The sequence below is a fragment of the Pseudoxanthobacter sp. M-2 genome, assembly GCF_046156265.1.
Classification (GTDB): domain Bacteria; phylum Pseudomonadota; class Alphaproteobacteria; order Rhizobiales; family Segnochrobactraceae; genus CAMDHY01.
Genome location: NZ_JAWDIR010000011.1, coordinates 426,718 through 438,279, shown reverse-complemented (window position 1 = coordinate 438,279; position 11,562 = coordinate 426,718). Strand labels below are relative to the sequence as shown.

Annotated in this window: 10 protein-coding genes; 6 read left to right on the top strand and 4 right to left on the bottom strand. The window is 70.5% G+C overall.

Features of this window, described 5'->3' with window-relative positions; translation table 11 throughout:
- Positions 1–63: 63 nt before the first annotated feature.
- From RUR49_RS07115 to RUR49_RS07090, 6 genes are all read left to right on the top strand, one after another.
- Positions 64–1,167 carry an ABC transporter substrate-binding protein gene (locus RUR49_RS07115; protein ID WP_409145676.1) on the top strand — a complete coding sequence of 368 codons (1,104 nt, stop codon included), beginning with the start codon at positions 64–66 and terminating at the stop codon, positions 1,165–1,167.
- A gap of 186 nt (positions 1,168–1,353) precedes the next feature.
- A complete protein-coding gene (locus RUR49_RS07110; protein WP_409145675.1) occupies positions 1,354–2,271 on the top strand; it encodes an ABC transporter permease in 918 nt (305 codons plus the stop codon).
- Complete coding sequence (locus RUR49_RS07105; protein WP_409145674.1) at positions 2,268–3,053, top strand: ABC transporter permease; 786 nt, start codon at positions 2,268–2,270, stop codon at positions 3,051–3,053. The genes RUR49_RS07110 and RUR49_RS07105 overlap by 4 nt, the downstream gene beginning before the upstream one ends.
- Before the next feature lie 7 nt (positions 3,054–3,060).
- Entirely contained in the window at positions 3,061–4,122 is a 1,062-nt protein-coding gene (locus RUR49_RS07100; RefSeq protein ID WP_409145673.1) for an ABC transporter ATP-binding protein, read from the top strand.
- Between the two features lie 182 nt (positions 4,123–4,304).
- Positions 4,305–5,225 carry a sulfite exporter TauE/SafE family protein gene (locus RUR49_RS07095; RefSeq protein ID WP_409145672.1) on the top strand — a complete coding sequence of 307 codons (921 nt, stop codon included), beginning with the start codon at positions 4,305–4,307 and terminating at the stop codon, positions 5,223–5,225.
- Positions 5,219–5,974 carry a TIGR02186 family protein gene (locus RUR49_RS07090; protein WP_409145671.1) on the top strand — a complete coding sequence of 252 codons (756 nt, stop codon included), beginning with the start codon at positions 5,219–5,221 and terminating at the stop codon, positions 5,972–5,974. The genes RUR49_RS07095 and RUR49_RS07090 overlap by 7 nt, the downstream gene beginning before the upstream one ends.
- A 23-nt stretch (positions 5,975–5,997) precedes the next feature.
- Here RUR49_RS07090 and pdeM read toward each other — a convergent pair whose 3' ends face one another.
- From pdeM to RUR49_RS07070, 4 genes are all read right to left on the bottom strand, one after another.
- Positions 5,998–6,735: a ligase-associated DNA damage response endonuclease PdeM gene (pdeM, locus tag RUR49_RS07085; RefSeq protein WP_409145670.1), complete on the bottom strand. Its 738-nt coding sequence runs from the start codon at positions 6,733–6,735 to the stop codon at positions 5,998–6,000.
- Positions 6,732–9,254 (bottom strand): ligase-associated DNA damage response DEXH box helicase, encoded by a 2,523-nt coding sequence (locus RUR49_RS07080; RefSeq protein ID WP_409145669.1) that lies wholly within the window; start codon positions 9,252–9,254, stop codon positions 6,732–6,734. Before RUR49_RS07080 ends, pdeM begins: the two co-directional genes overlap by 4 nt.
- A 292-nt stretch (positions 9,255–9,546) precedes the next feature.
- Complete coding sequence (locus RUR49_RS07075) at positions 9,547–10,239, bottom strand: ABC transporter ATP-binding protein (protein WP_409145668.1); 693 nt, start codon at positions 10,237–10,239, stop codon at positions 9,547–9,549.
- Positions 10,236–11,552 (bottom strand): lipoprotein-releasing ABC transporter permease subunit, encoded by a 1,317-nt coding sequence (locus RUR49_RS07070; protein ID WP_409145667.1) that lies wholly within the window; start codon positions 11,550–11,552, stop codon positions 10,236–10,238. The genes RUR49_RS07075 and RUR49_RS07070 overlap by 4 nt, the downstream gene beginning before the upstream one ends.
- Between the last annotated feature and the right edge of the window lie 10 nt (positions 11,553–11,562).

Genomic DNA, 11,562 nt, shown 5'->3' with positions numbered 1-11,562 from the left:
AATTCGCGTGACCGCGACGCACCGGCGTGTCCGGACCGTCGCAAAGGCTGAGGAAAACGACACATGAAGGCCGCTTGGAAGACCACCACCGCGCTCACCGCCGTCGTCGGCCTGCTCGCCTCGTCGGGCGCCGCGTTCGCGCAGTCGGCCGAGCTCATCGCCGCGGCGAAGGCCGAGGGCATGCTGACGACCATCGCCCTGCCCCACGACTGGTGCGGCTACGGCGAGCTGATCGCCGACTTCAAGGCGAAGTACGGCCTCGAGGTCAACGAGCTGAACCCCGACGCCGGCTCCGCCGACGAGATCGAGGCTGTGAAGGCCAACAAGGGCAACACCGGCCCGCAGGCGCCCGACGTGCTCGACATCGGCCTGTCGTTCGGCCCGTCGGCGAAGGCCGAAGGCCTGCTGCAGCCCTACAAGGTGGCAACCTGGGACACCATCCCCGACACCGCCAAGGACGCCGAGGGCTACTGGTACGGCGACTATTACGGCGTGCTGTCGTTCGAGGTGAACACCGACATCGTCAAGAACGTGCCGCAGGACTGGGCCGACCTCCTGAAGCCGGAGTACGCCAACGCCGTGGCGCTCGCCGGTGACCCGCGCGCCTCCAACCAGGCGATCCAGGGCGTCTATGCCGCCGGCCTGTCGCGCGGCGCCGCCGCCGGTGCCGCCGCCGGCGAGGAGGGGCTGAAGTTCTTTGCCGAGCTCAACAAGGCCGGCAACTTCGTGCCGGTGATCGGCAAGGCCGCCTCGGTGGCGCAGGGCTCCACCCCGATCGTCATCCGCTGGGACTACAACGCGCTCGCCGACCGCGACACCCTCAACGGCAACCCGCCGATCGAGGTCGTCGTGCCGAAGACCGGCGTCGTCGCCGGCGTCTACGTCCAGGCGATCAGCGCCTACGCGCCCCACCCGAACGCCGCCAAGCTGTGGATGGAGTACATCTACTCCGACGAGGGCCAGCTGAAGTGGCTGGAGGGCTACTGCCACCCGATCCGCTTCAACGACCTCGTGAAGAACGGCAAGGTCCCGCAGGACCTGCTCGACAAGCTGCCGCCGGCCGAGGCCTACGAGGCCGCCGTGTTCCCGACCCTCGAGGAGCAGGGCGCCTCGAAGGAAGCGATCACCAAGGGCTGGGATAGCGTCGTCGGCGCCAACGTCCAGTGATCTCGGCGCTCCGGCGCTAGAGACAGCGTCCGCGTCGCGGCCCGCCGGAAGGCGGTGACCGCGGCGCGGCACCCGGGCCGCGGCGCGGCTCTTGCACGATCCGGCTGATCGGTCGCGTTGCCCGCCGGGCGCGCACCGGCGGGCGGCGAGCCGGCCCTGCGGCGCTGGCGGATCATGGACGGGGCGATGGTCGACGCCGCACATCCGGCACCACTTCGAGAACCTCTGCAGGGCACCACACCGCCGCCGGTCGTCAAGCCGGCGTTCTCCTGGGCATGGCTCGGCGTCACGCCGTTCTTTCTGTTCGCGCTCCTGTTCCTGATCCTGCCGACGCTCTACCTCGTCGTCGGCGCCTTCATGGACACGCAGGGCAACTTCACCCTCGACAACATCGTCAACCTGTTCCAGCCGACGATCCTGCGCGCCTACTGGATTTCCATCCAGGTGAGCGCCGCCTCGGCGATCCTCGGCGCCCTCTTCGGCTTCTTCCTCGCCTATGCGGTGACGCTCGGCGGCCTGCCGTCGTGGATGCGCTCCTTCGTGATGACGTTCTCCGGCGTCGCCTCCAACTTTGCCGGCATCCCGCTTGCCTTCGCGTTCCTGGCGACGCTCGGGCGCACCGGCCTCGTCACGGCGCTGCTGATCTACTTTTTCGACTTCAACATCTACGGATCGGGCTTCAACCTCCTCTCCTTCTGGGGGCTGACGCTCACCTACCTCTACTTCCAGATCCCGCTGATGGTGCTGATCCTCGCCCCGGCGCTCGACGGTCTGAAGAAGGAGTGGCGCGAGGCCTCCGAGATCCTCGGGGCCTCGAGCTGGCAGTACTGGCGCTACGTCGCCCTGCCGGTGCTGTGGCCGGCGATCCTCGGCACGACGCTGCTGCTGTTCGCCAACGCCTTCGGCGCCGTCGCCACCGCCTACGCGCTGACCGGCTCCTCGCTCAACATCGTCACCATCCTCTTGTTCGCGCAGATCCGCGGCGACGTGCTGCACGACCAGCACCTCGGCTACGCGCTGGCGCTCGGCATGATCCTGATCACCGGCATCACCAACGGCACCTACATCTGGCTGCGCGCCCGCAGCGAACGGTGGCTGCGATGAAACGCTCGACCGTCGGCCCCTGGATCGCGTTCGGCCTCGGCGCGCTCTATTTCCTCATCCCGCTGATCGCCACCTTCGAGTTCTCGCTCCGGATGCGGCGCGGCACCTACTCGTTCGACGCCTACGCCGTGGTCTTCGCCGATCCGCGCTTCCAGGCGAGCTTCAGCTACTCCGTGGTGCTGGCGCTCGTGACCATCGTGCTCGGCGTCATGCTCGTCGTGCCGACGGCCTACTTCATCCGGCTCAGGCTGCCGAAGCTTGCGCCGATCGTCGAGTTCATCACGCTGCTGCCGCTCGTCATCCCGGCGATCGTCATCGTCTTCGGCTACTTGCGCCTCTACAACTCGTCGTCCTGGCTGCCGTTCACCTCGAGCGCGCGCGCCACCGACCTCCTGCTCGCCTTCGGCTACGTCACCCTGGCGCTGCCCTACATGTACCGGGCCGTCGACACCGGCATGCGGGCGATCGACGTGCGCACGCTGACGGAGGCGGCCGAGAGCCTCGGCGCCGGCTGGGCGACGGTCCTGTTCCGCATCGTTTTCCCGAACGTCAAGGTGGCGATCCTGTCGGGCGCCTTCATCACGTTCGCTGTGGTGATGGGCGAGTTCACCTTCGCGAGCCTGCTCAACCGGCCCGCCTTCGGCCCGTATCTGCAGCTCATCGGCGCCAACCGCGCCTATGAGCCGGCAGCCCTCGCCATCATCGCCTTCCTCGTCACCTGGGCCTGCATGGGGCTGCTGCAACTCGTCCTCGCCGGCGCCCGCGTCGCCCGCCAGAGATAGGCAACACATGGCGTTTCTCGACATCACCGGCGTCCGCAAGGCCTACGGCACCCAGACCGTCGTCCACCACGTCGACCTCGGCATCGAGCGCGGCGAGTTCGTCTCCTTCCTCGGCCCGTCCGGCTGCGGCAAGACGACGACGCTGCGCATGGTCGCGGGCTTCGAGGTGCCCTCGGCCGGCCGCGTCGTCATCGACGGCAAGGACGTCACGCCGCTGCGCCCCAACCAGCGCAACATCGGCATGGTCTTCCAGGCCTATGCCCTCTTCCCCAACATGACGGTGGCCGAGAACGTCGGCTTCGGCCTGAAGGTCGCCGGCCAGTCAGCGGCCGAGATCGCCCCGCGCGTCGAGGAGATGCTGCGCCTCATCAAGCTGCCGCAGCTCGGCGGCCGCTATCCCTACCAGCTCTCCGGCGGCCAGCAGCAGCGCGTCGCGCTCGCCCGCGCGCTCGCCATCAAGCCGAAGATCCTGCTCCTCGACGAGCCGCTCTCCGCCCTCGACGCCAAGATCCGCATCTCGCTGCGCGAGGAGATCCGCGCCGTGCAGCGCCAGCTCGGCATCACCACGATCTACGTGACGCACGACCAGGAAGAGGCCCTGTCGATGTCGGACCGGATCGTCGTGATGAACGAGGGCCGCATCGAGCAGATCGGCACCCCCTTCGAGATCTACAATTTCCCGCGCACCCGCTTCGTCGCCTCCTTCGTCGGCACGCTCAACCTCATCGAGGCGAAGGTGGCGCCGGGCGGCGGCAAGCTCGAGATCGACGGCCAGCCGGTGATCGCCCGCGAGGGCATCAACGGCGCCGCCGCCGGGACGTCGGTGACGGTGGCTCTCCGCCCGGAGGCGATCACGCTCGCGGCGGGTGGCGAGGGCCGCAACGCGCTCGCCGGCACCGTCGAGGAGGTGAGCTTCCTCGGCTCGGTGATCCGCATCCGCGTGCGCTTCAAGGAGAACGCCGTCTCCCTCGACACCTTCAACGACCCCGCCGTTGCCCCGCCGGAGCGCGGCAAGCCCGTCACCGTCAGCTTCGCCCACGGCGACGTGCAGGTGCTCGGCGCCGCCTGAGGGGCGTCGTCGCCTCCGGAGCAGGCGCGCCGGGCCCTCTTTCGTTGCGTCCGGCGGCGTTCGCCGCCACGATGGACTTCCGCGGCGATCCGCGCGCCCGCTGCTGGCTTTGCAGCATCGCGGTGGCGGCTCCCGTATGCTAGTCATACGGTCTGTCCCCGCCTCCCGATGGACCTGGGCCCTTGGAGATCTATCTCCCGATCGCGGAAACGCCGGTCAACGTCTTCACCATCTTCGCGATGGGCGCGGCCGTGGGCTTCATCTCGGGGCTGCTCGGCATCGGCGGCGGCTTCCTGCTGACACCGCTCCTGATCTTCTCCGGCATCCCGTCGGCCGTCGCGGTCGCGACCGTCGCCCCGCAGATCGTCGCCTCCTCCACCTCCGGCGCGCTCAGCTACTTCCGAAGAAAGGCGATCGACTTCAAGCTCGCCGGGGTGCTGTTCGCCACCGGCGCGATGGGCTCGGCGCTCGGCGCCTACGTGTTCGAGCGGCTCGGCCGGACCGGTACGCTCGATCTCGTGATCAGCCTTTGCTACATGATCTTCCTCGGCACGATCGGCGCGATCATGCTGTGGGAAGCGGTCCGCTCGATGCTGCGCAGCCGCCGCGGCGAGGCGCCGACGCTGCGCCGGCCCGGCCAGCACAACTGGGTGCACGGCCTCCCCTTCAAGATCCGCTTCCGCCGCTCCAGGCTCTATGTCAGCCTGCTGCCGATCACCGTGCTCGGTGCCGGCATCGGCTTCCTCGGCACGCTGCTCGGCATCGGCGGCGGCTTCATCCTGGTGCCGGCGCTGATCTACCTCCTGCGCGTGCCGACCTCGATCGTCATCGGCACCTCGCTCTTGCAGACGCTCGGCACCATGGCCACCGCCACGGTGCTGCACTCCGTCGGCACCGGCACGGTGGATGCCGTGCTCGCCCTCATCCTGATGATCGGCGGCGTCATCGGCGCGCAGTTCGGCGCGCAGATGGGCCTCAAGCTGCGCGGCGAGGTGCTGCGCGGGCTGATGGGCCTCTTGGTGCTCACCGTCGGCATCCGCTTCGCCGTCGAGCTCGTGGCGGTGCCGCGCGACCTGTTCTCGCTGGCGGTGCTGTCATGGTGAGGCGCCTCGCCCTCGCCCTGCTGGCCGCGCTCGCGACGGCGGCGCCGGCCGCGGCCGAGACGCTCGTCGCCTCGGTCTCCTCCTCGCGGATCGAGATCTCGTCGGATTTCTCCGGCACCACGCTCGTCGTCTTCGGCGTCGTCGAGCGCGATGCGGCCACTGTCGCGCGTCCGGGCGGCTACGACGTCGTCGTCGTCGTTCGCGGGCCGGACGAGGAGGTGGTAGCGCGCCGCAAGCAGCGCACCTTCGGCATCTGGGTGAACCGGGAATCGGAGCGCTTTCCGGAGGCGCCGTCGTTCTACTCCGTCGATTCCACCCGCCCGCTCGACGAGATCACCAGCCCGGAGATCCTCTCCGCCCACGACCTCGGCCTGCGCTACGCCGATTTCGGCCGTGGCCCCGGCAAGGGCAACGAACCCTTCCGCGATGCGCTCATCCGCATCCGCGAGAGCGCCGGCCTGTTCGCGCAGCGCGGCGGCACGGTGACGATGCTGACGCCGACCTTCTTCCAGGTCGGCGTGCCGCTGCCGGGCACCGTGCCCGACGGCCGCTTCACCGTGGAGATCAGCCTGTTCGGCGACGGCGCCCTGCTCGCCCACAACATCGCCGACCTCGCCGTCGAGAAGACCGGTTTCGAGGATGCCGTCCACGTCATCGCCGGCGAGCAGCCGCTGCTCTACGGCTTCGTCGTGGTGGCGATGGCGATCTTCGCCGGCTGGCTCGGCGGCGTCGTCTTCCGCCGCGACTGAGGCCGATCAGGGAACCGGCGACTTCAGCGCCCGCGGGCGGCCGTGAGGGGAATCCGGTAGAGCCGCTCGGTGCCGATCAGGTGCGCCACCGTGCGCGCCCGCGACAGCACCCGCGCGAAGGCGTGGTCGAACAGGTCGAGCCCGCCGGCGAGCGAGCCGAACGCCGGCAGCACCAGCCGGTGGCCGTCGGTGGCGAAGCAGCGCCGCCTGACCCCTCTGCCCCGCCCCACCACGGTCAGCGCCGGGTGCAGGTGGCCGCAGACCTCCCCCTCGACGAAGGTCGCCGACGGTTCGTGGCGGAAGACGAGCCCGCCGATTTCGGCATCTGCGGCCCGCGCGCCGCCGACGTGGTCGGCGATCTCCGGATCGTGGTTGCCGGTGATCCACAGCCACTCGCGCCCGCCGACGAGGGCCGCGAGCCGCGCCGCGTCCGCCGGCGACAGTCGCCCCGCCCCGCCACGGTCGTGGAAGGAATCGCCGAGCGCCACCACCCGGTCCGGCGCCAGCGCCGCCACCACGGCCTCGAGCCGCGTCAGCGTGATCGCCGTGTCGTAGGGCGGCAGCAACTGGCCGAGGCGGGCGAAGCTCGAGGCCTTCTCGAAGTGCAGGTCGGCCACCACCAGCGTGCGCGTCGCCGACAGCCAGAGCGCGCCGGAGGGGTGCAGCTCGACGGTGATGCCGCCGACCCGCGCGACGGCGAGCCCGGCCGGCGCAGCGGCCGCCCGTTCCGTCCCGCCCATCGCCGCCACGGCCCCCGTCACCCCATCGCCTCCTCGATCAGCTCCTCGGCGCTTTCGGCCAGGATCGTCTCGTCTGCCGCCCCCGACACCGATTCGCGGCCGATCTCGAGCAGGATCGGCACGGCGAGCGGGGAGATTCGCTCGAGCCTCTTGTGCACGATTCGCCCCCGGATGCGCGAGAGCATGTCCGACAGCCGGCCGACGTCGAGCAGCGTCCGCGAGGCGTCCTCCCAGGTGGCGCGCATCAGGATGTGGTCGGGCTCGTGGGAGCGCAGCACGTCGTAGACGAGGTCGGTCGACACCGTCACCTGCCGGCCGGACTTCTCCTTGCCCGGATGGCGCCGCTCGACGAGCCCGGCGATCAGCGCACAGGCCCGGAACGTGCGCTTCATCAGGTAGCTCTCGGCGAGCCACTCCTCGAGGTCGTCGCCCAGCATGTCGGCGTCGAAGAGGGCGCCGAGCGTCGGCCGGCCGCGCTCGAAGGCGCGCCCCATGTCCTCGAGGCCCCACACCGAGATGGCGTAGTCGGTGGCGACGAAGCCGACCGGCTTCAGCCCCAGCCGGTCGAGCCGCCGCGTCAGCAGCATGCCGAGGGTCTGGTGGGCGAGCCGTCCCTCGAACGGGTAGGCGACGAGATAGAAGCGGTCGCCCCGCCGGAAGGTCTCGACCAGCATCTCCTCGCGCGACGGCAGCACCGACTTCAGCTTCTGCATGGCGAGCCACTCGCCCACCTGCGGCGGCAGCGACGGCCAGCGCGACGGGTCGGCAAGCATCGCCCTCACCTCCGCAGCAAGATAGGTCGAGAGCGGGAACTTGCCGCCGGCATAGGCCGGGATCTTCGGCTCGTCGCTCTTCGCCCGCGAAACGAACGCCTCGGTCTCCCGCACGCCTTCGAGCTGCAGCACCTCGCCAGCGAACAGGAAGCTGTCGCCCGGCGAGAGCGTCTCGATGAAGTACTCCTCGATCTCGCCGAGCACCCGTCCGCCGCGGCCGACGGACGAGCGCTTGCCGATCAGCCGCACCTTCAGGAGCGGCGCCTCGATGATGGTGCCGACGTTCAGCCGGTACTGCTGCGCCACCTGCGGGTTCGTCACCCGCCACAGCCCGTCCTGCCCCTTGCGGATCTTGGCGTAGCGCTCGTAGGCCCTGAGCGCGTAGCCGCCTGTGGCGACGAAGTCGACGACGCGGTCGAAGGTCGCCCGGTCGAGCTCGCGGTAGGGCCAGGCCGATGTCACCTCGGCGTAGAGCGCGTCCGCCTCGAAGGCGCGGGCACAGGCCATACCGAGGACGTGCTGGGCGAGCACATCCAATGCACCCGCCTTCAGGGGCGGAGTGTCCTGCGCGCCGAGATAGTTGCCGTCCACCGCCGCCCGGCACTCCAGCACCTCGAAGCGGTTCGCCGGCACCAGCACCGCCTTCGACGGCTCGTCGAGGCGGTGGTTGGCGCGCCCGATGCGCTGGGCGAGCCGGCTCGCCCCCTTCGGCGCGCCGACGTGGACGACGAGATCGACGTCGCCCCAGTCGATGCCGAGGTCGAGGGTGGAGGTGCAGACCACCGCCTTCAGCCGGTTCTCCGCCATCGCCGCCTCGACGCGCCGGCGCTGCTCGCGGTCGAGCGAGCCGTGGTGGAGGGCGATCGGCAGGGTGTCGTCGTTGATCGTCCACAGCGCGTGGAACAGCCGCTCCGCCTGGCTGCGGGTGTTGACGAAGACGAGGGTCGTCTTGTGCGCCTTGATCAGCGCGTAGACGTCGGCGAGCGCGTGCGCCGCCGAGTGGCCGGCCCACGGAATGCGCTCCTCGGTGTCGAGGATCGAGATGTTCGGCTTCGCGCCGCCCGCGACCGTCACCAGCTCCGCCGGCGTCGCCACCCCGCCGAGCCATTCGCGCAAGCCGTCCGGGTCGGCGACGGTGGCCGACAGCCCGGTGAAGCGCAGGCCCGGCGCGAGGCGCCTGAGCCGCGCCAGCCCGAGCGACAGCAGGTCGCCGCGCTTCGACGTCACCAGCGCGTGCAGCTCGTCGAGCACCACCTCGTCGAGGTCGGAGAAGAAGCGGTCGGCGTCGCGCGCCGAGATCAGCAAGGCCAGCTGCTCGGGCGTCGTCAGCAGGATGTCGGGCGGCGCGAGCTTCTGCCGCCGCCGCTTGTGCACGGGCGTGTCGCCGGTGCGGGTCTCGACCGAGATCGGCAGCCCCATCTCCAGCACCGGCGTGCCGAGGTTGCGGGCGACATCGACGGCGAGCGCCTTCAGCGGCGAGATGTAGAGCGTGCGGATACCGGTGCGGGCCGGCGGGCGCCCGCTGACCCGGCCGCGCGCCGCCGCCTTCTCCGCGGTGAGCCGCACCAGCGTCGGCAGGAAGCCGGCAAGCGTCTTGCCGGCCCCCGTCGGGGCGATCAGCAGCGCCGAGCGGCCGGCGCGGGCGTGGTCGAGCAGCGCGATCTGGTGCGGCCGCGGCGTCCACCCCCGCCCGGCGAACCAGCCGGCGAATGCCGCGGGCAGGATCGGCGGCTCATCGGTCGGGGGCGGCGGGACGCGGGCGGTCACGCGGGCGCTCCGGCCGACGCGGCGCCCTGCCGCCCCCGCTCCGCTGCGCTTCGCGGACCCTCATCCGGCGCTGCGCGCCACCTTCTCCCAGCGGGGCTGGGAGAAGGGAGAGGCCACCTTCGGCATCTCGAAAGGATCAGCGTGTGCAAAACGACTGCCGCGTTCCCCTTCTCCCGCCTGCGGGAGAAGGTGCCCGAAGGGCGGATGAGGGCCGGCGCGCTCAGCGCGCCGGAGCCATAGGGCAGCAACCTATCGCGTCACGAACGAAACGGAAACACCGCTTCGTCACCCCTCACAGCTCCGCCACGCGCCCGTCGATGAGCGTGATGCGCCGGTCCATGCGGTGGGCGAGCTCGAGGTTGTGGGTGGCGATCAGGGTGGCGAGACCGGAGGCGCGCACCAGCGCCGTCAGGGCGTCGAACACCTGGCCAGCCGTCTTCGGGTCGAGGTTGCCCGTCGGCTCGTCGGCGAGCAGCAGCCGCGGCGCGTTGGCGACGGCGCGCGCGATCGCGACGCGCTGGCGCTCGCCGCCCGAGAGCTCCCCCGGCACGTGCGCGGCCCGGTGGTCGATCCGCATGTAGGTGAGCAGTTCCCGCCCCCGCCGCTCGGCCTCGCGCCGCTCGAGCCCGGCGAGGCGCTGCGGCAGCACGACGTTCTCGAGCGCCGTGAAGTCCGGCAACAGGTGGTGGAACTGGTAGACAAAGCCGACCGCCTCGCGGCGTACCCGCGTCCGCTCGTTGTCCGGTAGCCCGCCGCAGGGGCGCCCGGCGATGCGAACCTCGCCGGCCTCCGGCCGCTCGAGCAGCCCGGCGATGTGGAGCAGCGTCGACTTGCCGGCACCGGACGGGGCGACGAGCGCCACCATCTCGCCGGCGGCGATCGACAGCTCGGCCCCTTTCAGGATCTCGAGCCGGCCCTCGCCCTCACGATAGGCATGGATGACGCCGGAGAGCCCGAGCGCCTCGCCGTTGGGCAGATCGCTCATTCGCGCCGAAGCCCCTCGACCGGGTCGAGCCGCGCCGCTTTCCAGGCCGGATAGAGGGTGGCGAGGAAGGAGAGCAGCAGCGCCATCACCACGATCGTCACCGTCTCGCTCGCCTCCATGTCGGCCGGCAGCCGGCTCAGATAATAGAGCTCCGGCGAGAACAGCTCGGTGGAGGTCAGCCAGGCGATGCCTTGCCGGATGTTCTCGACGTTGAGGCAGACGACCGTGCCGAGCACGACGCCGGCGATCGTGCCGACGACGCCGATGCTCGCCCCGGTGATGAAGAAGACCCGCAGGATGGTGCCGCGCGTCGCCCCCATGGTGCGCAGGATGGCGATGTCGTGGCCCTTGTCCTTCACCAGCATGGTGAGGCCGGAGACGATGTTGAGCGCCGCCACCAGCACGATCAAGGTGAGGATCAGGAACATCACGTTGCGCTCGACCTGCAGCGCCTGGAAGAAGGTGGCATGGCGCTGCGTCCAGTCGAGAACGAAGGCGGGTCGCCCGGCCGCCTCCTCGATCACGGACCGGAACTCGGCCACCCGCCCGGGATCGTCGAGATAGACCTCGATCGCCGTCGCCTGGCCTTCCTGGTTGAAATAGAGCTGCCCCTCCTCGAACGGCATGAAGACGACGGAGGAATCGAACTCCGACATGCCGATCTCGAAGATCGCCGCCACCGGATAGGTCTGCACGCGCGGCGTCATGCCGAACGGCGTGACGGTGCCGCGCGGCGAGACGAGGGTGATGGGATCGCCGGCCGAGACACCGAGCGTGCGCGCCAGACGCGTGCCGATGGCGATGCCGCCGCCGGTGTCGAAGCCGTCGAGGCTGCCCTCGCGGATGGTGCCCGCGACGAGCGCGAGCTTGCCGAGATCCTCCGCCGACATGCCGCGCGCCAGCACGCCGGACGAGCCGGCCGCCGCCGAGATTAGCGCCTGCCCCTCGACATAGGGCACCACCGCCCGCACGCCGGGCACGCCGGCGAGCCTTGCCGTCACGTCGGCGAAGTCGGTCAGCGGGCCGTCGATCGGCTGCACCAGCATGTGGCCGTTGATGCCGAGGATCTTCGTCATCAGCTCGTTCCGGAAGCCGTTCATCACCGCCATGACGATGATGAGGGTGGCGACGCCGAGCATGATCCCAAGGAACGAGAAGCCGGCGATTACCGAGATGAACGCCTCGCGCCGCCGCGAGCGCAGATAGCGCCCGGCGATCAGCCATTCGAGCGCCGAGAACGGCGCGACGCCCGCCTTGCGCCCGCTGCCCGCGGCGGCGGACGTGCCGTCGGCGGCCGTCGACGTGTCTGTCACGAAAGCGGCC

Coding starts and splice junctions, on each gene's coding strand:
- RUR49_RS07115 (WP_409145676.1), top strand. CDS start 64: ATGAAGGCCGCTTGGAAGACCACCACCGCGCTCACCGCCGTCGTCGGC.
- RUR49_RS07110 (WP_409145675.1), top strand. CDS start 1,354: ATGGTCGACGCCGCACATCCGGCACCACTTCGAGAACCTCTGCAGGGC.
- RUR49_RS07105 (WP_409145674.1), top strand. CDS start 2,268: ATGAAACGCTCGACCGTCGGCCCCTGGATCGCGTTCGGCCTCGGCGCG.
- RUR49_RS07100 (WP_409145673.1), top strand. CDS start 3,061: ATGGCGTTTCTCGACATCACCGGCGTCCGCAAGGCCTACGGCACCCAG.
- RUR49_RS07090 (WP_409145671.1), top strand. CDS start 5,219: ATGGTGAGGCGCCTCGCCCTCGCCCTGCTGGCCGCGCTCGCGACGGCG.
- RUR49_RS07075 (WP_409145668.1), bottom strand. CDS start 10,239: ATGAGCGATCTGCCCAACGGCGAGGCGCTCGGGCTCTCCGGCGTCATC.